This window comes from Paracoccus aurantiacus (assembly GCF_007993065.1).
In the GTDB taxonomy this organism is placed as follows: Bacteria; Pseudomonadota; Alphaproteobacteria; order Rhodobacterales; family Rhodobacteraceae; genus Paracoccus; species Paracoccus aurantiacus.
Window position 1 is genome coordinate 229010 of record NZ_VOPL01000004.1, and the last position, 26105, is coordinate 255114.

The 26105-nt window shown below is 63.0% G+C and carries 31 protein-coding genes; 17 read left to right on the forward strand and 14 right to left on the reverse strand.

Going from position 1 to position 26105, the window contains the following annotated elements:
• The first annotated feature begins 219 nt into the window (after positions 1–219).
• The 4 genes from FQV27_RS11655 to glmM all read left to right on the forward strand — a co-directional run bounded on the left by FQV27_RS11655 (position 220) and on the right by glmM (position 3933).
• Entirely contained in the window at positions 220–723 is a 504-nt protein-coding gene (locus FQV27_RS11655) for a cell wall hydrolase (RefSeq protein ID WP_246133085.1), read from the forward strand.
• Positions 724–830: 107 nt separating this feature from the next.
• Positions 831–1613, forward strand: coding sequence for a dihydroneopterin aldolase (locus FQV27_RS11660; RefSeq protein ID WP_147098627.1), 783 nt, complete (start codon positions 831–833; stop codon positions 1611–1613).
• Positions 1610–2593 carry a dihydropteroate synthase gene (folP, locus tag FQV27_RS11665; RefSeq protein ID WP_147098629.1) on the forward strand — a complete coding sequence of 328 codons (984 nt, stop codon included), beginning with the start codon at positions 1610–1612 and terminating at the stop codon, positions 2591–2593. Before FQV27_RS11660 ends, folP begins: the two co-directional genes overlap by 4 nt.
• On the forward strand, positions 2590–3933 hold the full coding sequence (glmM, locus tag FQV27_RS11670) for a phosphoglucosamine mutase (protein WP_147098631.1): 1344 nt from the start codon (positions 2590–2592) through the stop codon (positions 3931–3933). Before folP ends, glmM begins: the two co-directional genes overlap by 4 nt.
• On the opposite strand, the gene FQV27_RS11675 is transcribed toward glmM, so the two are convergent.
• The 3 genes from FQV27_RS11675 to dksA form a co-directional block, all read right to left on the reverse strand.
• Positions 3930–5060, reverse strand: coding sequence for an FAD-dependent monooxygenase (locus tag FQV27_RS11675; protein ID WP_377768805.1), 1131 nt, complete (start codon positions 5058–5060; stop codon positions 3930–3932). The two genes, glmM and FQV27_RS11675, sit on opposite strands and share 4 nt — an antisense overlap.
• On the reverse strand, positions 5057–5647 hold the full coding sequence (locus tag FQV27_RS11680) for a DJ-1/PfpI family protein (protein ID WP_147098634.1): 591 nt from the start codon (positions 5645–5647) through the stop codon (positions 5057–5059). The genes FQV27_RS11675 and FQV27_RS11680 overlap by 4 nt, the downstream gene beginning before the upstream one ends.
• Before the next feature lie 73 nt (positions 5648–5720).
• Positions 5721–6143, reverse strand: a complete 423-nt coding sequence (gene dksA, locus FQV27_RS11685) for an RNA polymerase-binding protein DksA (RefSeq protein WP_147098636.1) — start codon at positions 6141–6143, stop codon at positions 5721–5723.
• A gap of 165 nt (positions 6144–6308) precedes the next feature.
• Here dksA and FQV27_RS11690 point away from each other — a divergent pair, with 165 nt between their 5' ends.
• The 3 genes from FQV27_RS11690 to FQV27_RS11700 are packed head-to-tail and all read left to right on the forward strand — an operon-like array spanning position 6309 to position 8045.
• Positions 6309–7151, forward strand: coding sequence for an AAA family ATPase (locus tag FQV27_RS11690; protein ID WP_147098638.1), 843 nt, complete (start codon positions 6309–6311; stop codon positions 7149–7151).
• A gap of 2 nt (positions 7152–7153) precedes the next feature.
• Positions 7154–7597 carry a GNAT family N-acetyltransferase gene (locus FQV27_RS11695; protein ID WP_147098641.1) on the forward strand — a complete coding sequence of 148 codons (444 nt, stop codon included), beginning with the start codon at positions 7154–7156 and terminating at the stop codon, positions 7595–7597.
• 16 nt (positions 7598–7613) lie between these two features.
• Positions 7614–8045, forward strand: coding sequence for a type II 3-dehydroquinate dehydratase (locus FQV27_RS11700; RefSeq protein ID WP_147098643.1), 432 nt, complete (start codon positions 7614–7616; stop codon positions 8043–8045).
• Here FQV27_RS11700 and FQV27_RS11705 read toward each other — a convergent pair.
• The 3 genes from FQV27_RS11705 to FQV27_RS11715 all read right to left on the reverse strand — a co-directional run bounded on the left by FQV27_RS11705 (position 8042) and on the right by FQV27_RS11715 (position 9614).
• Entirely contained in the window at positions 8042–8383 is a 342-nt protein-coding gene (locus FQV27_RS11705) for a putative quinol monooxygenase (RefSeq protein WP_147098645.1), read from the reverse strand. The genes FQV27_RS11700 and FQV27_RS11705 overlap by 4 nt on opposite strands.
• Positions 8380–9117: a DUF72 domain-containing protein gene (locus FQV27_RS11710; RefSeq protein ID WP_147098647.1), complete on the reverse strand. Its 738-nt coding sequence runs from the start codon at positions 9115–9117 to the stop codon at positions 8380–8382. Before FQV27_RS11710 ends, FQV27_RS11705 begins: the two co-directional genes overlap by 4 nt.
• 101 nt (positions 9118–9218) lie before the next feature.
• Complete coding sequence (locus tag FQV27_RS11715; RefSeq protein ID WP_147098649.1) at positions 9219–9614, reverse strand: hypothetical protein; 396 nt, start codon at positions 9612–9614, stop codon at positions 9219–9221.
• Positions 9615–9727: 113 nt separating this feature from the next.
• Between FQV27_RS11715 and FQV27_RS11720 the strand changes: the two genes are divergently transcribed.
• The gene (locus FQV27_RS11720; protein WP_147098651.1) at positions 9728–10561 is read left to right on the forward strand and encodes a helix-turn-helix domain-containing protein; all 834 of its coding nucleotides are present in this window, start codon (positions 9728–9730) and stop codon (positions 10559–10561) included.
• On the opposite strand, the gene guaA is transcribed toward FQV27_RS11720, so the two are convergent.
• Complete coding sequence (gene guaA, locus FQV27_RS11725; RefSeq protein ID WP_147098653.1) at positions 10516–12069, reverse strand: glutamine-hydrolyzing GMP synthase; 1554 nt, start codon at positions 12067–12069, stop codon at positions 10516–10518. The genes FQV27_RS11720 and guaA overlap by 46 nt on opposite strands.
• Positions 12070–12202: 133 nt before the next feature.
• Here guaA and FQV27_RS11730 point away from each other — a divergent pair, with 133 nt between their 5' ends.
• Positions 12203–12772, forward strand: a complete 570-nt coding sequence (locus FQV27_RS11730; RefSeq protein WP_147098655.1) for a CAP domain-containing protein — start codon at positions 12203–12205, stop codon at positions 12770–12772.
• 67 nt (positions 12773–12839) lie between these two features.
• On the opposite strand, the gene FQV27_RS11735 is transcribed toward FQV27_RS11730, so the two are convergent.
• The 6 genes from FQV27_RS11735 to FQV27_RS11760 all read right to left on the reverse strand — a co-directional run bounded on the left by FQV27_RS11735 (position 12840) and on the right by FQV27_RS11760 (position 18615).
• Positions 12840–14180 carry a branched-chain amino acid ABC transporter permease gene (locus FQV27_RS11735; RefSeq protein ID WP_147098657.1) on the reverse strand — a complete coding sequence of 447 codons (1341 nt, stop codon included), beginning with the start codon at positions 14178–14180 and terminating at the stop codon, positions 12840–12842.
• A 13-nt stretch (positions 14181–14193) separates the two neighbouring features.
• Positions 14194–15195, reverse strand: a complete 1002-nt coding sequence (locus tag FQV27_RS11740; RefSeq protein ID WP_147098659.1) for a branched-chain amino acid ABC transporter permease — start codon at positions 15193–15195, stop codon at positions 14194–14196.
• Positions 15195–15698, reverse strand: coding sequence for a hypothetical protein (locus FQV27_RS11745; protein WP_147098661.1), 504 nt, complete (start codon positions 15696–15698; stop codon positions 15195–15197). The genes FQV27_RS11740 and FQV27_RS11745 overlap by 1 nt, the downstream gene beginning before the upstream one ends.
• Positions 15699–15702: 4 nt before the next feature.
• Positions 15703–16527, reverse strand: a complete 825-nt coding sequence (locus tag FQV27_RS11750) for an ABC transporter ATP-binding protein (RefSeq protein WP_186827289.1) — start codon at positions 16525–16527, stop codon at positions 15703–15705.
• Positions 16524–17306 (reverse strand): ABC transporter ATP-binding protein, encoded by a 783-nt coding sequence (locus tag FQV27_RS11755; protein ID WP_147098663.1) that lies wholly within the window; start codon positions 17304–17306, stop codon positions 16524–16526. The genes FQV27_RS11750 and FQV27_RS11755 overlap by 4 nt, the downstream gene beginning before the upstream one ends.
• Positions 17307–17433: 127 nt before the next feature.
• A complete protein-coding gene (locus FQV27_RS11760; RefSeq protein WP_147098665.1) occupies positions 17434–18615 on the reverse strand; it encodes an ABC transporter substrate-binding protein in 1182 nt (393 codons plus the stop codon).
• 190 nt (positions 18616–18805) lie between these two features.
• Here FQV27_RS11760 and FQV27_RS11765 point away from each other — a divergent pair, with 190 nt between their 5' ends.
• Positions 18806–20212 (forward strand): class II 3-deoxy-7-phosphoheptulonate synthase, encoded by a 1407-nt coding sequence (locus tag FQV27_RS11765; protein WP_147098667.1) that lies wholly within the window; start codon positions 18806–18808, stop codon positions 20210–20212.
• Between the two features lie 60 nt (positions 20213–20272).
• Here the strand turns inward: FQV27_RS11765 and FQV27_RS11770 are convergent, their stop codons facing one another.
• Positions 20273–20893, reverse strand: a complete 621-nt coding sequence (locus FQV27_RS11770) for a thiamine phosphate synthase (RefSeq protein WP_147098669.1) — start codon at positions 20891–20893, stop codon at positions 20273–20275.
• A 94-nt stretch (positions 20894–20987) separates the two neighbouring features.
• On the opposite strand from FQV27_RS11770, the gene FQV27_RS11775 reads away from it, so the two are divergent.
• From FQV27_RS11775 to FQV27_RS11800, 7 genes are read left to right on the forward strand one after another with little or no spacing between them, the layout of a single operon-like run.
• Positions 20988–21740: an RNA methyltransferase gene (locus tag FQV27_RS11775; protein WP_147098670.1), complete on the forward strand. Its 753-nt coding sequence runs from the start codon at positions 20988–20990 to the stop codon at positions 21738–21740.
• 32 nt (positions 21741–21772) lie between these two features.
• On the forward strand, positions 21773–21943 hold the full coding sequence (locus FQV27_RS18890) for a hypothetical protein (RefSeq protein WP_186827290.1): 171 nt from the start codon (positions 21773–21775) through the stop codon (positions 21941–21943).
• A complete protein-coding gene (gene murA, locus FQV27_RS11780) occupies positions 21943–23226 on the forward strand; it encodes a UDP-N-acetylglucosamine 1-carboxyvinyltransferase (protein ID WP_147098672.1) in 1284 nt (427 codons plus the stop codon). Before FQV27_RS18890 ends, murA begins: the two co-directional genes overlap by 1 nt.
• Positions 23219–23698 (forward strand): DUF2948 family protein, encoded by a 480-nt coding sequence (locus FQV27_RS11785; RefSeq protein ID WP_147098674.1) that lies wholly within the window; start codon positions 23219–23221, stop codon positions 23696–23698. The genes murA and FQV27_RS11785 overlap by 8 nt, the downstream gene beginning before the upstream one ends.
• The gene (locus FQV27_RS11790) at positions 23699–24268 is read left to right on the forward strand and encodes a GNAT family N-acetyltransferase (RefSeq protein WP_147098676.1); all 570 of its coding nucleotides are present in this window, start codon (positions 23699–23701) and stop codon (positions 24266–24268) included. It begins immediately after the preceding gene.
• 47 nt (positions 24269–24315) lie between these two features.
• Positions 24316–25629 (forward strand): histidinol dehydrogenase, encoded by a 1314-nt coding sequence (hisD, locus tag FQV27_RS11795; RefSeq protein ID WP_147098678.1) that lies wholly within the window; start codon positions 24316–24318, stop codon positions 25627–25629.
• Positions 25626–26105, forward strand: a complete 480-nt coding sequence (locus FQV27_RS11800; RefSeq protein ID WP_147098680.1) for a UPF0262 family protein — start codon at positions 25626–25628, stop codon at positions 26103–26105. The genes hisD and FQV27_RS11800 overlap by 4 nt, the downstream gene beginning before the upstream one ends.

Sequence of the window (26105 nt, forward strand, 5' to 3'; positions counted from 1 at the left end):
CGCTGCAAAGCCAGATGCTGCAAGCGCGAATTGGCGAGTTCCCGCCAAATCGCGCGAACAGCTTCGGCGGGAACTCGCCGGAAAAATGGTTAATTCGATGAAAAGCGGAACCTCACAGTCTCGCGCGTGGCGACGGCTGAAAGGCTTTGTGTAGTTTCCCTCTCGACCCACGTCGGCCTCTGCTCGGTCCGGCGATCCATGAGACAGGAATACTGCTTTATGCTTACGCTGACCCGTAAACTGGCCGCCCTCGTTGTGGCCGCATCGCTCGCACTGCCACTTACGGCGAGCGCCGACCCGGTTAAAGGCCCCGAGACCGTCACCAAGGTTCGCTATGGCGGCGCGGACTCGCTCGCTTGCCTGACCGAGGCGCTTTACTTCGAGGCACGCGGCGAAGGGCGCAGCGGTCAGCGCGCCGTGGCAGAAGTCATCCTGAACCGCGTCGACAGCCGCGCGTTCCCGAATTCGGTCTGCGGCGTCGTCCACCAGCGCGGTCAGTTCACCTATAACAAGGGTCGGCGCATGTCGAATGCCGCCGCCGCCTCGCGCGCCCGTCAGATCGCCGCGGACGCGCTTGCAGGGGCACCTCGCGAACTGACCAATGGTGCGACTTACTTCCATACGACGCAAGTTCGTCCGTCTTGGTCGAAGCGCTTCACCCGGACGACGAAGATCGGCAGCCACATCTTCTATCGTCAGGGTCGTCGCGTCGCCGCGAATTGACGCGTTCGCGGGTCGCGCCTTCGTTTCAGACGGCGTGATCTGCAATCTCTTCCTGCTGGACTGGCCTCGCCCCTTGCGGCGGGGCCTTTTTCTTGGGATTTGGTGGCATGGACGAACCAGACCGAATTCATCTGCGCGATTATCTCGTCGATGCCGAGATTGGCGCGTTCCAGTCCGAGCGCGGTCAGCGACAGCGCCTGCGGTTCAATCTGAATGTCGATCTGGCAGCGCCGGTCGTCGGGGCGGGCGACGACGTGGACCGCATTCTATCCTACGACGTGCTGACAGAGGCCGTGGCTGCCGGACTTGCCGATCAGCGCTTCAACCTGCTGGAAACGCTTGCGGAAAGGATCGCTGCCGAGGTGCTTTCGCATCCGCGCGCGGCCCGCATCAGCGTCACGGTCGAAAAACTTGACCGCGTGCCGGGCGCACTGGGTGTGACGCTTGTGCGCCGGCGCGGTCGCGTTGACGCCGGGGGCGCAGTCCTGTCGCCGGTGGTTCTGTTTCACGGGGCAGAGATTGCACGCCCGGAAGGCGCGGTCATTCTGGTCCCTGATGCGCCCGGACTGCCAGTGCCTGCTGGTGGGAACGAACGGCGCATGGCGCTTTTGGCACTGGATCAGGCGGCGTGGGCGCTTGGCGGGCGTCTTGGCCTTGATATCGCGGACAGCCGCACGGAACTCGACTGGGCGGTGAAAGAGGCGCGCCCCATCGTCTGGGCCCCTGCGAGGATGTGCGCGGATGTCGCGGGGCTTGAAGCCACGCCGATCGCGCTTGCCGTCTGGCTGGCCGAACGGATTGGCGCGCAGCGGCTCGACCTCGCGCTTCCGCGCGGTGCCGAAATGCCCGCGACCGACAGCGGTATCCCTCTTCATCGGATCACCGGATGAGCGGCCCCTATTGGCGCGCGATCCCCGAGGAGGGCGGCGAAATGCCGCTGGCAGGGGGCTGGCTGCAATTCTCGCGGCTGGAACGGCTGGAACGTGGTCGGGCACCCAAGATTGTTCCTGCGGAAGATGCGCCCGACCCTATCATCGCAGCCCTGACCGGTCCGCGCGCGGCGATAGCAGGCATCGACATGGCGCGACCGTCGCTTATGGGCATCGTGAATGTCACGCCCGACAGCTTCTCGGACGGAGGGCTTTACGAGGGCGTCGCGCAGGCCGAACGGCTGCACTTGGACGGCGCGCATATCCTCGATATCGGCGGCGAATCCACCCGGCCCGGCGCTGCGGAGGTTTCGGAATCCGAGGAAGTCGCGCGCGTGGTGCCGGTGATCGAAGCGCTTGCGGGCAAAGCCATCATGTCCGTCGATACACGCAAGTCGGCCGTCGCGCGTGCCGCGATCAAGGCTGGCGCGGGGCTGGTCAACGATGTTTCGGGGTTCGATTTCGACGCGGAACTCGCCGGCGTTGTAGCAGAAAGCGGGCTTCCTGTATGCCTGATGCACGCGCAGGGCGTTCCTGAGACGATGCAGGACAATCCCGAATATGACGATGTGCTGCTGGATGTTTACGACGCGCTGGAATTTCGCATCGCACGGGCAGAAGCGGCAGGGATAAGGCGCGACGCGATCCTGATTGATCCGGGCATCGGCTTTGGCAAGACGACCGCGCATAATCTCGCGATTTTGCGCAGGATCAGCTTGTTCCATACGCTCGGTTGTCCGATCCTGCTGGGGCTGTCGCGAAAGCGGTTCATCGGCGAGATTGCGGGTGTGAAAGATCCGTTGGAACGCGGACCCGGCACGTTGGCGCTGACGCTGGCGGCAGTCGGGCAGGGGGTGCAGATGCACCGGGTACATGATGTGGCAACCGCCGCGCAGGGATTGGCGTTGTGGGGGCGAGTGACCGAAGGGACAAATACATGACGCGCAAGCTGTTCGGGACGGACGGGGTTCGGGGCCGGGCCAACACGGACCCGATGACCGCTGAAATGGCGCTGCGCCTTGGCGCGGCGGCCGGTCGCTATTTCCGCCGGGACGGTCGCAACGGGCATCGCGTGGTGATCGGCAAGGATACGCGGCTGTCGGGCTATATGCTGGAAAATGCGCTTACCGCTGGCCTGACCAGCACTGGGATGAACGTGCTTCTGCTCGGGCCTGTGCCCACACCGGCGGTCGGCTATCTGACGCGCTCGATGCGTGCCGATCTGGGGATCATGATCTCGGCCAGTCACAACCCCGCCGATGATAACGGGATCAAGTTCTTCGGTCCCGACGGATTCAAGCTGTCCGATGACGCCGAGGCCGAGATTGAGCGGATCGTCGCAGGTCAGATCCGCCCGGCAGAGCCTGCAAATATCGGGCGGGCGCGCCGGATCGACGACGGGCGCGGGCGCTATGTCGAATATGCGAAAACGACCTTTCCCGCCGGGCAACGGCTGGACGGAATGAAGGTGGTTATCGACTGTGCCAATGGGGCGGCATATCGCGCCGCGCCAGACGTGCTGTACGAACTTGGCGCCGATGTCGTGCGCATCGGTGTTGATCCTGACGGCCGCAATATCAATGACGGCGTCGGCTCGACCCATCCGGGTGCTGCGGCGCAGGCGGTGCTGGACAATCGCGCTGACCTTGGCATCTGCCTTGACGGTGACGCCGATCGCGTGATCCTGATCGACGAGAAGGGGCGCGTTGCCGATGGCGATCAGCTGATGGCGCTGCTGGCCGGACGGTGGGCGGAACAGGGGCGTCTGGCAGGTGGCGCGCTTGTCGCGACCGTGATGTCCAATCTGGGGCTGGAGCGTTTCATGACGGATCGCGGCCTGCGGCTGGAACGCACAAAGGTCGGCGATCGCTACGTTGTAGAACGCATGCGCGAGGGCGGCTTCAATCTGGGCGGCGAGCAGTCGGGGCATCTTGTGATGACTGACTATGCCACCACGGGGGACGGCCTGATCGCCGGGCTGCAATTCCTTGCCGCAATGTCGGAAACCGGTCAAAGCGCGTCAGAGCTTGTTCATCAGTTCGAACCGGTGCCGCAACTGCTGAAGAATGTGCGTTATGCCGCCGGGGCCGATCCGCTTGCCGTCGGTGCCGTCCAGCAGGCGATCACGGCAGGAGAGACGCGCCTTAACGGCACCGGTCGGGTTTTGATCCGCAAATCAGGGACCGAGCCGCTGATCCGTGTCATGGCCGAGGCCGAGGACGAAGTTGTTCTGCGCGAGGTCGTGGACAGCATTGTCGAGGCGGTCGAGGACGCGGTCTAGGCGACCCGCTCTGCCACAGGGTCATAGTCGTAAAGCCAGTCGAACCGACGAAGTAAAGCGCCCGGCGCCAGCCGCGACAGCGTGCGCAGGCCCAGATGACCGATCACCCGCGCCGGCCCGGAAAGGTGGTAGTTCCGGGCATTGCCGTTCGCGGCTTCGACCACACGCCGGACGCGCGGCTCTCGGATCGCCTGAAAGCGCGCCAGCGCCGCAGGCTGATCCGCTATCGCGTCAAGGCTCTGCGCCAGGATCCACGCGTCTTCGATTGCCATCACCGCGCCCTGCGCCATGAATGGCAATGTCGGGTGCGCTGCATCGCCGATGATGACGTGTCGCCCATCATGCCAGTGCCGCGCGACCTGATGTCGAAACAGGCCCCAGATACCAACCGACCCCACCCTTGAAAGCCAGTCGGGCACCGGGCCGCCGAAACCCGCGAACGCTGCGCGCAGGTTCCGCGGATCATCCTCGTGCGACCAGCCTTCTGCCGTCCAGCCGGGACGCTCCTGCACGGCCACAATATTGCGAAACCCCGATCCCAGCCGATAGCTGACCAGATGCTGTTTCGGACCCATGAATACGCGGGCGAAGGGATCGTCGATGCTGTCCTCGATCAGCGCCCGCCATGCCGTCTGGCCGGTAAAGAAAAGCTTCTCGGCCCCGTTCAGCTTGCGGCGGAACGTGCTGTTCAGGCCGTCCGCCCCGATCAGAAGATCGGCCTTTGGCGGGTCCGTGATCTGATGACCGAGATGAATTGTCGCGCCGGCATCGCGGGCGGCAGCAGCCAGCACCTCGATCAGCCTCGCACGATGGATCATGCGGAACGCCGCGCCGGGGCGATGCGCCGCCAGGGGCAGCGAGGCAACCTGCTGCCCGGCACGGTCATGCAGCACAACCCCCGCTGACCGGACGCTGACCGCATCCAGCGCGGCATCAAGGCCCAGTTCAGAAAGAACGCGCCCGGCATTCGGGGAAAGCTGCAATCCCGCACCAACGTCGGTCAGCGCCGGCGCTCGTTCATGGACGCTGACGTGCGCGCCGCGCTGCGAAAGCGCAACCGCAGCGCACAGTCCCGCCACGCCGCCGCCGATCACCGCGACCGAGCGATTCTTCAGGTGATTGCTCAGGCCGTATTCTCCGCCTGAAGAAGCGCGCGCATCTGGTTCAGCTGATCCTCCGGCACACCGGCGGCGCGCAGAACTTCCTCGGCAAAGCTTCGGGGGGCGGTGCCGGGCGCTGTGATGATCCCGTTATCCGAGAGTGCGCGCGGCGTATCGCGATGCCGTTCACGACCCGCATATCCCGGCACGACGCTGTCCATGAAATCGGTCCCGTTGCTGGTGTGGTCTGTCCCTTCCAGCAGGCCCGCGCGGGCAAGCGCAGTGACGCCCGCGCAGATCCCGGCGATGACATGACCGGCATCCCGCGCCTTTCGCAGCATCCCCTCGACCTCAGGCGGATTGTCAGAGGCCCAGATATCGCCGCCACACAGCACGATGATTTCATCCGATCGGGGGGCAATATCGGGCAAACCAGTCACCCTCAGCCCCGCCATCGAAACAACGTCCCCGCCGCCCGGCGTAGCGTGACGGACCTGCACGCCATAAAAATCCGCGCCTGCAGCCGAAATCATCGGGGTTTCCCAATCGGCATAACCATTCGGCAACACGATCAGGATCGGACGCAAGCTCTCGCGGTTATCCGGTTCGGTCATCGCTCATCCTCTCAGGACCGCATCCTTGCAGTCACGTTAGGCCAAGCCTGCTGACAGAAGCCGTCAGCTTCCGTCAATCGTCGCGATGCACGCGCTCGCGGCGCTCGTGCTTTTCCTGTGCGGCGACTGTCATGGTCGCGATCGGGCGCGCATCCAGCCGCTTAAGGCTGATCGGCTCGCCGGTGACCTCGCAGTAACCGTACTCTCCATTGCCGATCCGCCTGAGAGCCGAGTCGATCTTGCCGACCAGCTTGCGCTGGCGGTCGCGGGTGCGAAGCTCCAGCGCGCGGTCGGTTTCTTCGGATGCGCGGTCGGCCAGGTCGGGCACGTTGCGGGCGCTGTCTTGCAAGCCTTCCAGCGTTTCAGCGGACTGTTCCAGTAACTCGGCCTTCCAGGCCTCCAGCTTGCGGCGGAAATATTCCAGCTGGCGATCGTTCATGAACGGTTCGTCTTCGGCTGGGCGGTAATCATCGGGCAGGAAAATCTGCTGTTTCATACGTCCTCCGAGAGGTCGGGATGCCTGTATCCCGGCCCTTGCGGCCCCCCATAAAGGATGCGGAACCAGATGTCACTAGCCCATTGTCCCGCATTGCGCGCAAGGCCGCTTGATGCCGGTCATCCGGAAAGCTAGGGTCCGGGCGCGCAGGATAAGGAGCGCATGATGCAATTCGCCTCGACCGAAACTTATGTGGCGCCCGCGGAACTGGCCATGGCGGTCAACGCGGCGATCACGCTGGAACGCCCGCTTCTGGTCAAGGGCGAGCCGGGCACCGGCAAGACCGAGCTTGCCCGGCAAGTCGCCGCCTCGCTAAACCTGCCGATCATCGAATGGAACGTGAAATCAACGACCAGGGCGCAGCAGGGGCTGTACGAATACGACGCAGTAAGCCGGTTGCGCGACAGTCAACTGGGCGATGCGCGTGTGCATGAAGTCGGCAACTACATCCGTAAGGGCAAGCTGTGGCAGGCATTCGAGGCGCCGGGCAAGGTCGTGCTGCTGATTGACGAGATCGACAAGGCCGATATCGAGTTTCCGAATGATCTTCTGCAGGAACTCGACCGGATGGAGTTCCATGTCTATGAGACCGGCGAGACTGTCCGTGCCGCGCACAGGCCCGTGGTCATCATTACCTCTAACAACGAGAAAGAGCTTCCCGACGCGTTCCTGCGCCGCTGCTTTTTCCACTATATCCGCTTCCCCGACGCCGAGGTCCTGTCGAAGATCGTCGCCGTTCACTATCCCGGCCTGAAGCCCCGCCTTCTGGAAGAAGCGTTGAGCCAGTTTTTCGAGATTCGCGACGTTCCCGGCCTGAAGAAGAAGCCATCCACCTCTGAACTGCTGGACTGGCTGAAGCTGATACTGGCCGAGGATCTGGCGCCCGACGATCTGAAGAAGGCGCCCGGTGAGATGCTGCCGAAGTTGCACGGCGCGCTGCTGAAGAATGAACAGGATGTGGCGCTGTTCGAAAAGCTGGCCTTCATGGCGCGCCGGCAGGGGAGATAGGCATGGACGTCAGGGCAGTCACGGCCGATGACAGGGATCAGTGGCAGGGGCTTTGGGACGGCTATCAGCGTTTTTATGGCCATCCCGACCGCCCGCAGGATTTTTTCGATACGGCCTTCGCGCGCCTGACCTCGGGTGAAGCCAATGACTTTCAGGGTTTTGTCGCGGATGACGGCGGCAGACTGATCGGACTGACACATTACGTCTTTCACCCGAACCTCTGGCGGCCTGGCGGTGTCTGCTATCTGCAGGATCTGTTCACGCTGCCCGAAGCGCGCGGGAAAGGTATCGGGCGCGCCCTGATCGAGGCGGTGTCAACTGCGGCGAAGGCGCGCGGCGCACAATCGCTTTACTGGCTGACCGCGGAAGACAACTATGCTGGCCGCATGCTTTACGACCGGCTTGCCACGCGGACGCCCTTCATCAAATATCAACGTGATTTCTGACAACAAGGCCAGTCCCGTGAAAACCATCCTTCTGCTGAACGGCCCGAATCTGAACCTGCTGGGAAAGCGCCAGCCGGAACATTACGGCTACGAGACATTGTCGGACGTTGAAGCTCTCGCGCGCGATAACTGTGCCGACGGGTTTGAAATCGCCGCCCAGCAGTCCAACTGGGAAGGACAGTTGATCGACTGGGTTCACGAGGCGCGCGAAAACGCCGTCGGGATCGTCATCAACCCTGGCGGGCTGTCCCACACCTCCATCGCGCTTCTGGACGCGCTCAACGCGTTCGAAGGGCCGGTGATGGAGGTCCATATCAGCCAGATCCACAAGCGAGAGGCGTTTCGTCACCATTCCTTCATCAGCCATCGTGCCGATGCAGTGATCGCAGGTCTGGGGATCGACGGCTACGGCGCAGCGGTGCGGCGGATCTGCAAGCTGGTCGGTTAACCGTCGATCCGCGTGATTTCGCGTTTCAAAGCGGCGCTGATCCTGCTCCATTCGCTGCTGGCCAGCCGCGCCTTATGTGCGTTTAGTGCTGCTTCGTCGGCATAGAGCTCTTCGATCAGCCAGATTGCCGGGTCGTCGCTCTGCTCGGCGGCGAAGAACATGCAGCCCGGCTCGGCGCGGCTGAGCGCCACGTGATCGGGCAGATGTTCCAGCGCGATCCGCATCTCGGCGGCATCGGCGCAGAAAAGTTTCACCGAAAGCGCGATCTGGCCGGGCGCAGGGTCGGGGCGGCCCAAATGCGCGCTGGCGTCGTGGTCATGTCCACAGGAACAGCTCATATCAATGCCTCTGCAAGGGCTATGGCGCAGTCCGGGTTGCGCTTCTTTTCGCCCGAGATCACGTAAAGGAAAAGATCGCGCCCGGACGCGATGCGCTTCGCTTCCTCGACCCAACGCGAAAGATCCTTGTCGCGATAACCCTTCTCGACATCCGAGGTGCCCATGATGCGCAGATAGGCGAAATCGGCGGTATCGGCGTCGATCTCGGGAAATTTGCTGTCGCCGGCGCGAACGATCGCGATGTTGCGCGCCCGGCACAGGTCTGCGGCCTCGGGATCGGCAAAGCTCTCGTGGCGGGCCTCGATGGCGTGGCGAAGGGCGATGCCGTCCTGCTCGTCCGGCAAAAGCGCGAGAAACGCCGCGAAATCCTGTGGATCGAATTTCTTCGTCTCTGCCAGTTGCCAGTTGATCGGCCCGAGTTTCGGACCCAGCCGAGTGATGCCCGAGGTCAGGAAACGCTGGACGCTTTCACCAGCATCTCCAAGCACCTTGCGATTGGTCGCGAATCGACTGGCCTTGACGGCAAAGACGAAATCATCCGGCGTTTCGTCATGCCATTTCTGGAAGCTTTCGGGCTTCTGGCTGCCGTAATAGGTGGCGTTGATCTCGATGCTGCTCAGCGCGCGGCTGGCATATTCCAGTTCGCGCCGTTGCGGCAGGTCGCTGGGGTAAAACACCCCCTTGCGCCATTCCGGAAAGTTCCAGCCGCCGATACCGATGCGGATTTGTGCCATTGCATCCCCTGTGACGGTTACGCCTGAACGGTCATGGCGAGAGCCTAGGGCGATTATTTAGCAATGCCCAGCCCGCAAAGTTGTCGGCGGCTGGAACTTTGTCAGGATGCCACGGCGGGCCGATCGGTTGCACTGCGTAGCGCCACAAGCTCTGCACAGGCGATCACACCGACGACCGCGGCCTGCGCAAGGATGAACGCGACGCCGATCGCGTTCAGGCCAAGCATGGCCAACAACATCAGGCTTGCCAGAACCCAGATGATATTCACGGCGACGACGGCGAGTGTTCCCGCAGCCGGGATGCGCGGGCGGGAGGCGAGCAGGGCGAAGATACCGCTTACCAGAATAAGGAACAGACCAGCCCAGAACAACAACCCTGACGGAATTCTGGTCAGCCCGGCGATGAAACTGGGTAGCGTCGCGATCAGGGTGCCGAAGCCCAGACAGGTGGCAGCGTCGAGCCAGATAAGCTGGCGAAGGGTGAAGGGCAGTTTCATTGCATGACCTTTCAAAATGACGAATCGAGCCCATAGCCTCGCAGCGGCAGGTATTGACGCCAATTACGTCTCGGGTAATTGGCGCGACGCTTGGATGCCACTAGGCTTTGGCAATGAGCGAAACACCTGAAAATCTCGTCGGTGATATATTGCGCGAATGGCGCGGGCGCCGCGGGCTCAGCCAGTTGGCGCTGTCGCTGGATGCCGGGGTTTCGCAGCGGCATCTGAGTTTCGTCGAATCCGGCCGGTCGCGTCCCAGCCGTGACATGCTGATCCGCTTTGCCGCAAGCCTTTCGATGCCGCTACGGGCACAGAACACGTTGCTGATCGCAGGAGGTTTTGCGCCCGCTTATCCTGAACGCCACCCGGACGACCCCGCTTTTCGCGCAGCACGTCAGATGGTCGAAACGATCCTGCGCCGGCACGAGCCGTTTCCCGCACTGGCGGTGGACCGTCACTGGAACATGATCTTCGCCAATGCAGGGGCAGGGCAGATCATGCAGGCCGCCGATCCGTCGCTGCTGGCATCGCCGGTCAACGTGTTGCGCGCGGCCCTGCATCCCAATGGAATTGCGCCGATCATCCGGAATTTCGGCGAGTGGCGTGCGCATTTGCTGCATCGCCTATCCGCCCAGATTGAGGCAAGCGGAGATCCCGTGCTGGAGCGGTTGGAGGCCGAGTTGCGCGCATATCCCATTCCGCCCGGCGTCAGCGCTGGCACGTGCGGCGTCGATCTTGGCGGCATCGCCGTGCCCTTGCAGATCACGCTGGACGGGGCCGAGATGTCGTTCATCAGCACCACGACCGTGTTCGGAACGGCGACCGACATCACCTTGTCGGAACTAGTCGTCGAAACGTTCTTTCCCGCCGACGACCAGACGCATGACCTACTGATGCAGGGCTATTCCCACTCAATCGTACCCGGTGGCTTCGACGTGATGTCATAGGTCACGCGGTTAATGCCCTTGACCTCGTTGATGATCCGGGTTGCGGTTTCGCCAAGGAAATCATGGCTGAAGGGATAATAGTCCGCCGTCATCCCGTCGACCGAGGTCACGGCCCGCAGGGCGCAGGCATAGTCATAGGTGCGGCCGTCGCCCATGACGCCGACGGTGCGGACAGGCAGAATGGCCACGAAGGCCTGCCAGATCTCGTCGTAAAGGCCGTGCTGTCGGATCTGGTCGATGAAGACCGCATCGGCCTTGCGCAGGATGTCCAGCTTGTCGCGGGTGATCTCGCCTGGGCAGCGGATCGCGAGGCCGGGGCCGGGGAAAGGGTGGCGGCCGATGAACTTGTCGGGCAGGCCAAGCTCACGGCCTAAGGCGCGGACCTCGTCCTTGAACAGCTCGCGCAGGGGTTCGACCAGCTTCAGGCCCATCTTTTCCGGCAATCCGCCGACATTGTGGTGGCTTTTGATCGTGACCGAGGGGCCGCCGCTGAACGACACGCTTTCGATCACGTCGGGATAGAGCGTGCCCTGCGCGAGGAATTCGGCCCCTTCGATCTCGTTGGCGTATTTCTGGAATACGTCGATGAACAGCTTGCCGATGGTCTTGCGCTTGACCTCGGGGTCGGAAACGCCTTCCAGCGCGCCGATGAACAGGTCTGCCTCGTCTGCGTGGATCAGCGGGATGTTGTAATTGTCGCGGAACATCGACACGACTTCCTCGGCCTCGTTCTGGCGCAGAAGTCCGTGATCGACAAAAACGCAGGTCAGCTGGTCGCCGATCGCTTCATGGATCAGCACAGCCGCGACCGAGGAATCGACGCCGCCCGACAGCCCGCAGATCACCTTTTTGTCGCCGACCTGTTCACGGATCTTGCGGATCGCCTCGTCCTTGTAAGCCGCCATGGTCCAGTCGCCGGTAAAGCCGGCCATGCGCGTGAAGTTTTCCAGCATCTGCTTGCCATTCGGCGTGTGATGCACTTCGGGATGGAACTGCACGGCATAGAAACCGCGTCCTTCGTCCGCGGTAATGGCATAGGGCGCGTTGGGCGAGGTGCCGACAACTTCGAAACCCGGCGCAAGCTGGGTCACCCGGTCGCCGTGGCTCATCCAGACCTGTTCGCGGTCGCTCAGCCCGGCGAAGATGCCATCCTTTTTATGGCCGGGCGCAGGCGTCACATAGGCACGGCCGTATTCGGCGTGGTGGCCCGCCTCGACGTTGCCGCCAAGCTGCTGCATCATCACCTGCTGACCATAGCAGATGCCGAAGACCGGCACGCCCATGGTCCACAGGTTTTCCGGCGCGCGGGTGCTGCCCTCTCGCGTGACGCTGTCGGGGCCGCCGGACAAAATGACGGCCTGTGGGGCGAAGTCCGTCAGGAATGCCGGCGAGACATTCTGATAGGGGTGGATTTCGCAATAGATGTTCAGCTCGCGCAGGCGGCGCGCGATCAGCTGCGTCACCTGAGAGCCGAAGTCGATGATGAGAAGGCGCTGATGCTGGGTCATGTCCGGCATTTACGGCGCGCTGTCCATCAAGGCAAGAGCGTGGGCGCTGCGTGAGACGACGGGAACCCGATCTTCCTATGCGGCGTTGCAATTTAACGCGCCTTAACAATGACTTCAAACGCAGGAGATTGGCATGTTTCGCCCCCCGCTTCTGGTAACGTCGGCGGCAGCCCTGACCGCAGTGCTTGCCCTGACCGCCTGTGACCGCTTTTCAGCGGCCGGCGATACCGACCGGCCCATCCCGATTGTGGCCGTTGCCGACCAATCTCTGCCCGAACCGGCGGTCGAGGAACTGGCCCCGGTCTGCGCCGCGCCCGACCCGGCGATGATCGCCCGCCTTGAGGAACAGGTGAATGCCGAGCGTGTGCGGCTTGGGCGCTCTCCATTGAAGTTCAAGGAAAATCTGGCTTTCGCAGCGCAAGCCCATGCGTGCGACATGGCCAGCATGAACAGGCTGACAGTCGCGGGTTCGAACGGCTCTTCCGTGGTGAATCGCGTTCGTGCCGTGGAATATACGGCCTGTTCATCCGCCCAGCTTATCGGGCGCGCTGGCGATGATTACAGCCAGATGTCGCGCTGGATGGGTTACAAGCCCGATCAGGAGATCCTCGTCCACAACAAGTTCGATGACGCGGGCGTTGGCGTGGTTCAGTCTGGCGGCACCTATTGGTGGTCGCTGGTCCTTGCAGACCATTGCGGCTGAACAGCTTGCGCAGTTCATAAAAAAGGGGCCGCGAGGCCCCTTTTTGCATCGGCAATCGTGGCAGCGCCTATTTCTCGGGCACCAGACCACGGGGCGAGAACCGCAGGACCAGCAGCAGGATAAGGCCCATCGCGATGAAACGCATATGCGGCGAGCTTTCCAGCAGATGCTGCTTCACCGCTCCGGCTGGCAGCGGGCTGGTCAGAAGCGAGATCAGCTGCGGCCCCCAGCTTTCAGCCTTGATCCACAGGAACCAGATCAGGATACCGCCAAGCGCTGCGCCCCAGTTGTTCCCGGACCCGCCGACAATCACCATGACCCAGATCACGAAGGTATAGCGCAGCGGGTTATACTGGGTCGGGGCCATCAGCCCGTCATGGGTGATCATCATCGCGCCGGCGAGGCCCATGACCGCACATCCGATCACGAAGATCTGCAGATGCCGGCCCGTGACGTCCTTGCCCATCGCTTCTGCCGCGGTTTCATTGTCACGGATGGCGCGCATCATCCGGCCCCAGGGTGATTTCAGCGCAAGCTCTGCCAGCAGGATCAGCAAAAGCAGCACCGCGCCAAACAGACCCGCGTAGCACAGCTTGACCCAGATGCCCGAAAGCTCGGCCACGGACATGCCCCAGTTCTGCGCCCTTTCGATAAAGGCGGGATCACGCTGAAGCGCGATTTCATAGGGGACCGGGCGCGGGATCGAGGTCACGTTCTTCACGCCGCGCGCCAGCCATTCCTCGTTCTTCAGAACGGCGACGATGATCTCGCCGATGCCAAGCGTCGCAATTGCCAGATAGTCCGAGCGCAGACCGAGCGCGACCTTGCCGACGCCCCATGCGGCCGCTGCGGCAAACAGCGCGCCGACAGGCCAGGACAGAAGCACAGGAAGGCCAAGCCCGCCGAGATTCCCGAACTGCGCTGCCTGGTTCGCCTCGATCGCGTCAACGGCAGGATCGAACAGCCAGCGATAGGCGGCGAAACCCACGATCAGCACCGCCAGCAGCGCAAGCACGCGCAGCTTGCGTTGCACGCGCCGCCACACGACAGCGGCAAGAACAAGCGTGCCAAGGCCGACAATCAGCGCAAGGATGATGCGCAGACCGCCCGCCCCCCAGCCGCCTTCGACCGGCGCAACCGAGATCAGCACCGGCGCCAGGCCGCCAAGCGCCACGAAACCGACCACACCAGAGTTGAAAAGCCCCGCATAGCCCCATTGCATATTCAGACCGAGCGCGGTGACCGCAGAGATCAGGCCCATGTTCAGAATGGCGAGCGAAGTGTTCCACGAGCCGGTGAACAGCGCATTTCGCGTCGTGCCTTCAAGGATGAACAGAATGGCGAGCACGATGAACAGAACGGGCGCGCGCCACTTGCTGGAGGCTTCTGCCTGACGAGAGGTTGCCATATCGCAGTCCTCCTTACACGGATTTGCCGCGGAACAGGCCAGTTGGCCGGAACAGCAGGACGATGATGAGGATGACGAAGCTGACGGCGAACTTGTATTCGGTCGACATCAGTTGCAGCAGGCCGTCTGACTGGAAGCCCAGATGACCCGCGACTTTCTTCCACGGGTAGGTGATCGCGACTTCCGAGAATGCGACGATGAAGCCGCCCGCAATCGCGCCGATCGGGCTGCCCAGACCGCCAACAATGGCGGCGGCAAAGATCGGCAGCAGAATCTGGAAGTAGTTGAAGGGCTTGAACGCCTTGTCGAGACCGTAAAGCGTCCCGGCAATGGTCATCAGCGCCGCAGCGATGATCCATGTCAGGCGCACGACCTGTTCTGGGTCGATGCCAGACAGCAGCGCCAGATCCTCGTTATCGGAATAGGCGCGCATGGCTTTCCCCGATTTGGTGCGGTTCAGGAACCAGAACAGCGCCCAGACGACCAGCACCGCCACGATGACGGTAATCAGCTGCGTTGTGCGCAGGGCCAGACCTTCTGACAGGCCGCTCCATTCCCGGAAGCTGCGCACGTCGATGACAAAGCGCGCGCCATCATCGAAACGGATCTCGTCCACCCCGATCAGAATCCGGGTCAGGCCGTTCATGATGAACATCACGCCGACAGATGCCATGACCAGAATGATCGGATCGGATTTCTTCTTGCGGTAAAAGCGATAGACGATGCGATCGGTGCCAAGCACCATCAGCGCGCAACCCGCGATTCCGATGGGCAGCGCCAGCAGCGCCGTCGGGATCGGCCCGAGGCTGATGCCAATCGCCTGAAGCGCCCAGGTCGCCATGATTGTAATGGCGGTCCCGAAGGCCATCGTGTCGCCATGCGCAAAGTTCGAGAAGCGAAGGATGCCGTAGATCAGCGTCACCCCAAGCGCGCCGAGCGCCAACTGTGCGCCGTAAGCGGCGGCGGGGATGAAAACGAAATTCAGAAAGGCCACGAGGGCGTTGAGAAGATCCATTACTTGGCGACCTCGCAGGAACCGATATAGGTGATCGCCATGATCGGGTCGGTCAGATGGGTGGTGAATCGCGCCTTGCCGTCCGGAAGAACCGTCAGCAGGCGCTGCTTGCCGGTCTCGCTCCCCGAGGAAGATGCGAGAACCGTTCCATTCGTCACGATCGCCGACAGCGAGATCGTTTCGGACGGATCAGCCCATTCGCCCTCGGCCAGACCCGCACCATCACTGATGATTGTCAGCCGGCCCTGATACCCGGACGATGCGCATTCAGCGTCATTGCACTCGGTTTCGAAGGTGCAGGCCATGTCGATTGCCGTGGCATCCGGGCTGCCACCATCGGGTGCCACATCGGCAATCGGCGGAATTTCATCGACCGGGGCGTCGCCACCCGGCGGCAGAATATCGGTTTCGGCCGGCGGCAGCGCTTCATCAGGGGCCGCATCCTGCGCGAAGACGGGCAGGGCGGCGATCAGCGCAACGGCGGCGATCAGCGGGAATTTCATGGGTTTAACCTCCCAGGAAGGTGCGTCGCACCTCGTCGTTTTCCATAAGTTCCTTGCCGGTCCCGGTATGGGCATTCGCGCCCTGGACCAGCACATAGGCCTTGTCGGCGATGTTCATCGCCTGCTTGGCGTTCTGTTCGACCATCAGCACCGGCAGGCCGCCCCGCGCGATGGCGATGATGCGGTCGAAAAGCTCGTCCATGACAATGGGGCTGACGCCCGCGGTTGGTTCGTCGAGCATGAGAAGGCTGGGCCGCGTCATCAGCGCGCGGCTGACGGCAACCTGCTGGCGCTGACCGCCCGACAGTTCGCCGGCCGCCTGCTTGCGCTTGTCGGCGACGGCGGGGAACAGGTCATAGACCTGCTCCATCGTCTCGCGAATGTCGTCATCGCGGATGAAGGCGCCCATTTCCAGATTCTCTTCGACGGTCATCGAAGGGAAGATATTGTTGACCTGCGGCACGAAGCCCATGCCCGCCTTCACACGGTCCTGCGGGTTCAACTGAGTGATGTCACGCCCGTTCAGCCGGATCGAGCCTTCGCGCAGGTTCAGCATCCCGAACAGCGCCTTCATCGCAGTCGACTTGCCGGCACCATTGGGCCCGACGATGACCGCAATCTCGCCTTTTTCGACGGCGATGGTGCAATTGTGCAGAATATCGGGGCCTTTGCCATAGCCGCCCGTCATGTTCTCGCCGATCAGGAAGGGATCGCCTTCCTTTCCGGCACCGACCGGGCCTGACCGACGCGTTCCGTCGATTTCGCCGCGCCCGTGCTGGTTCACGATGGACGCATCTCGGCTTTTGCCGAAGGGATCACTGTCGCTCATGCGCCGATCATCTCCTTGTTCTTCAGGCCACGGCCCAGATAGGCCTCGATCACGGCTTCATTCTGCATGATGCTGTCGGCGTTACCCTCGGCAAGAACCTTGCCTTCGGCCATAACGATGACCGGGTCGCACAGCTTTCCGATGAAATCCATGTCATGCTCGATCACGCAGAACGTATAGCCGCGCTCCTTGTTCAGCCGGATGATGGCATCGGCGATCGTGCCCAGAAGCGTCCGGTTCACGCCCGCGCCGACCTCGTCCAGAAAGACGACCTTTGCATCGACCATCATCGTGCGCCCCAGCTCCAGCAGCTTTTTCTGACCGCCTGACAGGTTGCCGGCCTTTTCGTCGGCGACATGGCTGATCGTCAGAAAGTCCAGAACCTCGTCGGCCTTGGCGCGCAGCTGTTCTTCCTGCTCGCGGATCTTGCCGCGTCCGAACCAGGTGTTGATGATCCGCTCGCCGCTCTGATCGGCGGGGACCATCATCAGGTTCTCGCGCACCGTCATGGACGAAAATTCATGGGCGAGCTGGAAGGTGCGCAGCAGGCCCTTGTGAAACAGCTCGTGCGGGGCCAGGCCGGAAATGTCTTCTCCATCCATGATGACGCGACCCGATGTGGGTGCGTAGACGCCGGCGATGACGTTGAACAGTGTGGATTTTCCGGCCCCGTTCGGCCCGATCAGCCCGGTGATGGAGCCGGTGCGGATTTCAAGGCTGGCGCCGTCCACGGCGGAAAAACCGCCGAATTTCTTGTGCAGGTTCTCGACCCGGATCATCTTGCCCCCTGTCGCATAAGATGATGTGTCAGTCACAAGCGCTTATAATATAATCTGATTTCGCGCTTTTATCCATTACGAAAAAGCCCGGCGCACAAAGCGCCGGGCAATATTCGCTGCGGGCAGTTCAGTGGAAGCCCACGACTTCCAGCTTGCCGTCCGTGATCGTCGTCTCGCGGAACGAACCGGCGCTTTCGCCCGGCTCCACCAGTTCGACCGACGACGCACCGACATAGTCGATATCGGTCCCGGCGGCGAGAAGCTCCAGCCCCTTGGCCAGTTCACCCGGCAGGACAGGCTCGCCCGGTGCGTTCGCGACTTCCATCACCTTTTCCTTTGCAGCGGCCGGGTCTGCCGACTTGGCGGCCTGCATGGAAAGAAGGATCAGTGCAGCCGCGTCATACGCCTCGGCAGAGTAGGGGGCCGAAGGATCGAAGCCGGCAGCAGCGGCCAGTTCTTCGAACTTCGCGCGGCCATCGCCTTCGGCTGCCGGGTTGATCCCGATCGAGCCGTCAATTTCGGTGCCGAAACGCTCAACAAGCGCGTCGCCGATCATGCCGTCCGGGAAGATGAATTTGTCGAAGGCGCCGGTGTCGAGCGCGCCGCGCGTGATGCCCGAGCCGCCCTGATCGACATAGCCCACAACCGCCAGCGCGTCGCCGCCCGCCGAGGCGAGTGCCGCGACTTCGGCAGAATAGTCCGCCTTGCCGTCGTCATGCGCGGCCGAGGTCGTCACCTGTCCGCCAAGCTTTTCGAAAGCGGCCTGGAAGCTGTCGGCCAGCCCTTTGCCGTAATCGTTGTTGGTATAGGTGATTGCGACCGATTCGATGCCCTGATCCTTGGCGAGCTGCGCCATGACCTCGCCCTGACGGGCGTCGGACGGTGCGGTGCGGAAGAACAGGCCGTTATCTTCGATGGTCGAAAGAGCCGGTGAGGTCGCCGAGGGCGAGATCATCATCACGCCGTTCGGGATGCCGACCTTTTCCAGCACGGCGATTGTCTCGCCCGAGCATTGGCCGCCGACCATCGCCTTGACGCCATCGGCGACCTGACGTTCTGCCGCGGCAACGCTGGCTGCGGCGTCAGTGCAGGTCGTGTCCGAACGCGAGGTCACGACGGTCGAGCCGTCCATGAACTTGCCGGAATCGCTGACTTCCTTGGCAGCCGCCTCGCCGCCAGCGGCGATGTCGGGGGCCATGGATTCCAGCGGGCCGGTAAAGCCCAGATGCATGCCCAGCTTGACCTCTTCGGCACCAGCCGCGCCGGCAAGAAGCGCAGTTGCGGCGGTCGCGAGAAGCAGTTTTTTCATTTTAGATCCCCTGTTGGTCTTGATCATAAGTGGAACTTATCGGGGCATAAGTCCCCTTGTAAAGTTGATTGTCGCGCGAAATCGGCCAGCAATCGTTGCTGCTTCATGATAATTCATGCGATCGCGCGGTCTTTCCCTTCCTGCCGCCGACATCTATATACGGGGCGCGAAACACCAAGGAGTATCTGCCATGACGCAGGAACAGCGCCCGACGACCGCCGCCCAAAGCTGGGACAAGGCTGGCTGGCGTGCATATCCGCGCGTCCAGATGCCCGACTATCCCGATGCCGAAGCGCTGAACGCCGTCGAAGCGCAACTGGCGAAATACCCGCCGCTCGTCTTTGCCGGCGAGGCGCGGCGCCTTCGCGCGCATCTGGCCGATGTCGCGGCGGGTCGTGCATTTCTTCTGCAAGGCGGCGATTGCGCTGAAAGCTTCGGTGAATTCAGCGCCGACAATATTCGCGATACCTTCAAGGTCATGCTTCAAATGGCCGTCGTGCTGACTTGGGGCGCTCAGCTTCCGGTCGTCAAGGTCGGCCGCATGGCCGGACAGTTCGCCAAGCCGCGCAGTGCGCCCACGGAAACGGTCGACGGCGTCGAACTGCCGAGCTATCGCGGCGATATCATCAACGGCTTCGATTTCACCGCGGCGGCGCGCATTCCCGATCCGCAGCGGATGCTGTCGGCCTATACGCAGGCTGCGGCATCGCTGAACCTGTTGCGCGCCTTCTCGACGGGCGGCTATGCCGATATTCATCGCGTGCAAAGCTGGATCGCCGATTTCACCTCTGGCCCCGAGGCAGAGCGTTATCGCGCGATTGCGGACCGGATCAGCGATGCAATGGCATTCATGCAGGCCGCCGGTGTGACCGCCGAAACCGCGCATGAACTGGGGCAGGTCGAATTCTACACCAGCCACGAGGCACTGCTTCTGGAATATGAAGAGGCGCTGTCGCGCATCGACACCACGACGGGCATTCCTGTCGCGGGTTCGGGTCACATGATCTGGATCGGCGACCGCACACGTCAGCCTGACGGGGCGCATGTCGAATTCTGCCGTGGTGTTCAGAACCCGATTGGGCTCAAGACCGGACCGACGACCACGGCGGACGATCTGAAAGTGCTGATGGAAAAGCTGAACCCGGAAAACGAGGCCGGTCGCCTGACCCTGATCGCGCGCTTCGGGGCCGGCAAGGTCGGCGATCATCTGCCGCGGCTTATCAAGGCGGTTCAGGAAGAAGGCGCGAATGTCGTCTGGTCCTGCGACCCGATGCATGGAAATGTCATCAAGTCATCCACCGGCTACAAGACACGGCAGTTCGATTCGATCCTGCGCGAAGTGCGCGAGTTTTTCGCGGTCCACAAGGCCGAAGGCACCATACCGGGCGGGGTCCATTTCGAAATGACCGGCAAGGACGTCACCGAGTGTACGGGCGGTGTACGGGCTGTGACCGACGAAGATCTCTCGGATCGCTACCACACCGCCTGTGACCCGAGGCTGAATGCGAGCCAGTCGCTGGAGCTTGCATTTCTGGTCGCCGAAGAACTGCGCAACCGCCGCGTTGCCGAGCCCAAGCCGCAGGCCCGCGTCAGCTGATCGCGTGATTTCGTATGAGAAAGGGGCCGCAAGGCCCCTTTTTTGTTGTTGGATTTCTGGTCACCGCCACAGGGCTGACAAGGCCGTCACCGGCTCTTCCTCGGCCCAGATTTCGGCTCCGATTGCGAAGAAGTCGGTGATCGGGGCAAGCTTGCCGATCAGTGCGGCGTCCAGTCCTCCCTCGGCCACGACCGGCACCTCGATCATCTCGGACCACCATTCGAAAAGCTCAGCCGGGGCAAGTTCGCCCGACCCCAGACCGGTCGCGCCCACCGGGCCGAAGCTTACGTAATCGGCACCCGCTTCGGCAGCGCTCATCCCATCGTGGCGCGAGGCAGCGCAGAATGCGCCGACAATCGCATCCGCGCCCAGATCGCGACGCGCCTGACGGACCTTGTTGATACCGCCGGTGATGTGAACCCCGTCCAGCCCATGGCGTTGCGCAATCTGGACATGGTCGTCGATGACCACGGCAATGTCATGGACATGGGCAAGATCGCGCACCATGTCGGCCATCCGGCCAAGCTGCGCCTCGTCGCCTGCGCCCGGAATGCGGATACAGGCGGGCGCGAACCGTTCCAGCAGTTCGGCCAGCATCGGACCGAAGGTGCCGGGTTCGGCGCCCACGGGCGTTATCAGGTAAAGCTGGGGCGCAGTCGGGGCGTCGGGCTGGTCGGTCATCTTGCTTCCTTCTTGTCGAACCCGCATATCAGCGCCCCGCGCCTCGCGCCAGAGTCTTGCGGGACAGCGCGCGTGGCGCTAACAGCGCGCCATCATGAGCCAGCCAGAATCGCCGACCGCGACGCAACCCGTCATCATCCTGACCCGCCCGCAGATGGGCGACAATATCGGCGCGGCTGCCCGCGCCATGCTGAATTTCGGCCTGACCGAGATGCGCATCGTCGATCCGCGCGACGGATGGCCGAACCCGCGCGCGGTCGCGATGGCGTCTGGGGCGGCGGGACAGGTGCTTGACCGGGCGCGTGTTTACCCCACGCTCGCCGAGGCGATGGAGGGCGTTACTTACGCCTTCGCGACCACAGCGCGCGGGCGCGAGATGACTAAGCCCGTATTCACGCCGGCGACCGCATCCGCACATGGACGCGCAGAGATCGAACAGGGCGGGCGCGTGGCATTCATTTTCGGGCCAGAGCGCGCCGGGCTTGAAAACGATGATATCGCGCGCGCGAATGCGATCCTTACCGTTCCCGTGAACCCGGATTTTCCCTCGCTCAATCTGGGGCAGGCGGTGCTGCTTCTGGGATATGAGTGGACGCAGAACCGCCTGCCGCCGCAGCCGATGCCGACCGCGCGTCGTCCGGCAGGAGAGGTGGCCGCCGACCGGATCGAAATCGAGAAACTCGCCGATCACTATGAGGCAAAGCTGGATGAGGCGGGGTATTTCTTCCCGCCAGAGAAAGCGCCGCCCATGAAGCTTAACCTGCGCAACCTGTGGTCGCGCATGGCGCTGACGCGGGCCGATGTTCAGGTCTTGCACGGTATGCTGCGTCAGTTGACCCGACGCTAGACCTCTGCCTGGCAAAGCGTTAACAGATCGCAATGACAAGCACGCGCAAACCCGGCGAACCCGCCACCCGCGAAGATCGGCTGAGTGCCGCGCTGAGGGCGAATCTCGCCCGGCGCAAGGCGCAGGCACGGGCGCGCGCCGCGCAGGGCGAGCAGCAAGAGGGCGCGCCGGAACCGGACAGCACCCCGGAAAGCGAGGAATAATGGACCAGATCATCGTTCAAGGCGGTGGCGAGCTTTATGGCGACATCCCGATAACCGGCGCCAAGAATGCCTGCCTGACGCTGATGCCGGCAACGCTTCTGACCGACCAGCCGCTGACGCTGACGAACGCACCGCGTCTGTCGGACATCAAGACGATGACGGATCTGCTGCAATCGCTGGGGGCCGAGGTCGTCTCGATGCAGGACGGCCAGGTTCTGGCGATGTCCAGCCACGACCTGACCAGCCAGACCGCCGATTACGAGATCGTGCGCAAGATGCGCGCCTCCATACTCGTTCTAGGGCCGCTTCTGGCACGTTACGGCGAGGCGATCGTGTCATTGCCGGGTGGTTGCGCGATCGGTGCGCGCCCGGTCGATCTTCACCTGCGGGCGCTGGAAGCGATGGGCGCCCAGCTTGATCTGCGCGAAGGCTATGTCCATGCCAAAGCGCCCTCTGGCGGATTGAAGGGCGCGGTGATCGACTTTCCGCTCGTCTCGGTCGGGGCTACGGAAAACGCGCTCATGGCGGCGACTCTGGCAAACGGTACAACGGTCATCAGGAACGCCGCGCGCGAGCCAGAGATCGTCGATCTTGCCGAATGCCTGCGCCGGATGGGGGCCCAGATCGAGGGCGAGGCGACCGGAACGATCACGGTGCAGGGCGTCAGGTCGCTTCACGGCGCGACCCACCCCGTCGTCACCGACCGGATAGAGCTTGGAACCTATATGCTGCTGCCCGCGATCTGCGGGGGCGAGGTCGAGTGTCTGGGCGGCCGGCTGGACCTGATTGGCGCCTTTGCCGAGAAGCTTGACGAAGCCGGCATCAGCGTCAGCCAGACCGAACGCGGCGTGAAAGTCGCCCGCAAGAATGGCCGCGTCCGCGCGGTCGATGTGGTCACGGAACCCTTTCCGGGCTTTCCGACCGACCTCCAGGCGCAGATGATGGCGCTGATGTGCACGGCAGAAGGCACCTCGGTCCTTGAGGAAAAGATCTTCGAGAACCGTTTCATGCACGCGCCAGAACTGACCCGGATGGGCGCGCGCATCGAAGTGCATGGTGGCCACGCAACCGTTCACGGGGTCGAGAAGCTTCGCGGCGCACCGGTCATGGCGACCGACCTTCGCGCCTCGATCAGCCTGATCCTCGCGGGGCTCGCCGCCGAGGGCGAGACGGTGGTCAGCCGCGTCTATCACCTTGACCGCGGGTACGAGCGCGTCGTGCGCAAGCTTCGTGACGTCGGCGCCAACATCAAGCGCATAAAGGAGGCCCATCCTGATGAGTGACGCGAGCTTTACCGATGTCGATCCCGGCCCGCTGATGCTGCGCGCCGAAGGGCCCGAAGATGTGTCGGTCCTTTCGATGCTGGTGCAGGATGCCGTGCTGACCGGCGGCGACATGACCTTCGACCGGAAGCGTCGCCAGCTTGCCATGCTGATCAACCGTTTCCGCTGGGAGGATGCCGAATATGCCGCCCGCGAGGGGCGCGATTTCGAACGGGTCCGCGCGTTGCTGGTCATTTCCGACATTACCGGCATCCGCAGCGACGGCATTGACCGCGGGGATCGCGACGAGGTTCTGTCGCTTCTGGCGTTGAACTGGCAGCCGGGAGAGGACGGGACCGGCCTTCTGCAACTGGAATTCGCCGGCGACGGCACGATCCAGATCGACGCGGAATGCATCTCGATTGACCTTCGCGATGTGACGCGGCCTTATGCGGCGGTCTCGGGCCACCAGCCCCGACACGACGAGACCTGAATGCGCCAGAGGGCGCCCGTCCCGCTGTCTTCGGATTTCCGCCTGTGGCAGCTGACACCGGACCGCGCCGAGGAGTGGCGCGCGATCCGGCTTGAGGCGCTGCGAAACGCGCCTGAAGCATTCGGCTCCAGCCTTGATGACTGGCAGGATCGGCCGCTCTCGGACTTCGCGGACCGGCTTTCGGGCTGCGCGATGTGGGCGGCGGGTTCGCGTCCCGGGGAACCGCGCGCCGTCGCCAGCTGGGAGCGCGATATTTCGCCGGCAGAGCCGGATCTTGGATGGGTGATGTCGGTTTATGTCGCACCGGACATGCGCGGCAGGGGACTGAGCGACGCAATTTTCGCACAGCTTGCGCGGGATGCTGCACGCGCCGGTATGACGCGTTTGGGCCTGCATGTCGGCCAGAACAACGATCCCGCACAGGCGCTTTACAGGCGCGCGGGTTTCATCCCGACCGGCGGGCCACCGATGCTGAACGAGCGGGGTTTCTGGGAAATCGAGATGCGCATGATGCTGAAACCGCCCCTGCATGCGCGCATTCGCGACCGCATCGGACAGTTGCGCGCTTGAGCATGGCCGGGCAGCCCGTTACAGATTTCCCGCAGAAGGAGCCGCCAATGCCCGTGACCCTGTATACCGACGCCCCCGATTTTGAGCAGCGCTTCGTCGCGATGCTTTCGGCCAAGCGAGAGGATTCAGCAGATGTGGGCGAGACGGTTTCCGCGATCATCGCTGACCTGCGGGCGCGGGGCGATGCGGCGCTGATCGACTATACCGCGCGCTTCGACCGCCTTGAACTGACCCCTGACACGCTGCGTTTTTCGGACGCTGAGATCGAGGCAGAGATCGCGAAGATTTCGGCGCAGGAACGCACGGCTCTTGAACTCGCTGCCGAACGCATCCGGGCGTATCATTCGCGCCAGGTCCCGCAGGATGAAAGCTTCACGGATGCGGACGGTGCGACACTCGGCTGGCGATGGACGGCGGTTTCGGCGGCGGGCCTTTATGTTCCCGGCGGGCAGGCGAGCTATCCGTCCTCGGTTCTGATGAATGCGATCCCGGCGCGGGTTGCAGGCGTAGAGCGACTGGTGGTCTGCGTGCCGACGCCGGGCGGTGTGGTCAATCCGCTGGTCCTGCTGGCCTGCAAGCTTGCGAATGTCGACGAGATCTATCGCGTCGGTGGCGCGCAGGCAATTGCCGCCCTGGCATATGGCACGTCCACGATCGCGCCGGTGGACAAGATTACCGGGCCGGGGAATGCCTATGTCGCCGCCGCCAAGCGGCAGGTGTTCGGCAAGGTCGGCATCGACATGATTGCTGGCCCCTCCGAGGTTCTGATAATCGCCGATGGCGACCAGAATGCGGACTGGCTGGCAATGGATCTGATGGCGCAGGCCGAACATGACGCGGATGCCCAGTCGATCCTGATTACGCCTGATCCCACGATGGCGGATTCCGTCGCCGCTTCTGTCGCGCGTCTTGTCCCGACGCTGGAACGTGCTGAAATCGCCGGGGCGAGCTGGCGTGATTACGGCACGATCATCGTCACGCGCGATCTGGACGAAGCGGCCGCCCTGTCCGACCGCATCGCGCCCGAACATCTGGAGCTGTGCGTGGCCGATCCCGAAGCGCTTGCCCGAAAGACGCGGCACGCCGGGGCGATCTTTCTTGGCGCTTACACGCCGGAAGCGGTCGGCGATTATGTCAGTGGTCCGAACCATGTTCTGCCAACGGCGCGCTCTGCCCGGTTTTCCTCGGGGCTTTCGGTGATGGATTTCATCAAGCGCACGACTCTGGCGCGTCTTACCCCCGGAGCGCTTGCCGCGATCGGTCCCGCCGCCGTGACATTGGCGCAATCCGAAGGTCTGCAGGCGCATGGCCTTTCGGTCGCTGCGCGCCTGACACAGTTGAATGAAAGGAGCGGTGCATGAACCATATCTCCAAGATCAGCATCGACGACAGCGCGGCACCGCCTGCGTCAGAAATCATCCTGCAGGAGCGCAAGGTCGCGGCCTATGATCTGCTGGAGGATAACAATTTCGACCTGCCGGGCCGTGATGGCCAGCCCGCACCACCCGGCCCCTATGCCCTGCGCCTCGGGTTGCGCGACGGGCGTCTGGTTTTCGACATTTCGCAGGAAGCGGGCGAGAAGGTGGCCGAATTCCATCTTTCGCTGGGTCCGTTCCGGCAGGTCATGAAGGATTATTTCCAGATCTGCGCCAGCTATTATGATGCGGTCAAAACGATGCCTCCTGCCCAGATCGAGGCGATCGACATGGCCCGGCGTGGCATCCATAACGAGGGCGCGCGCACGCTTCAGGAAAGGCTGGAAGGCAAGGCCGATGTCGATATCGACACTGCCCGCCGCCTTTTCACACTGATCTGCGCGCTTATCCCGCAAGGCTGA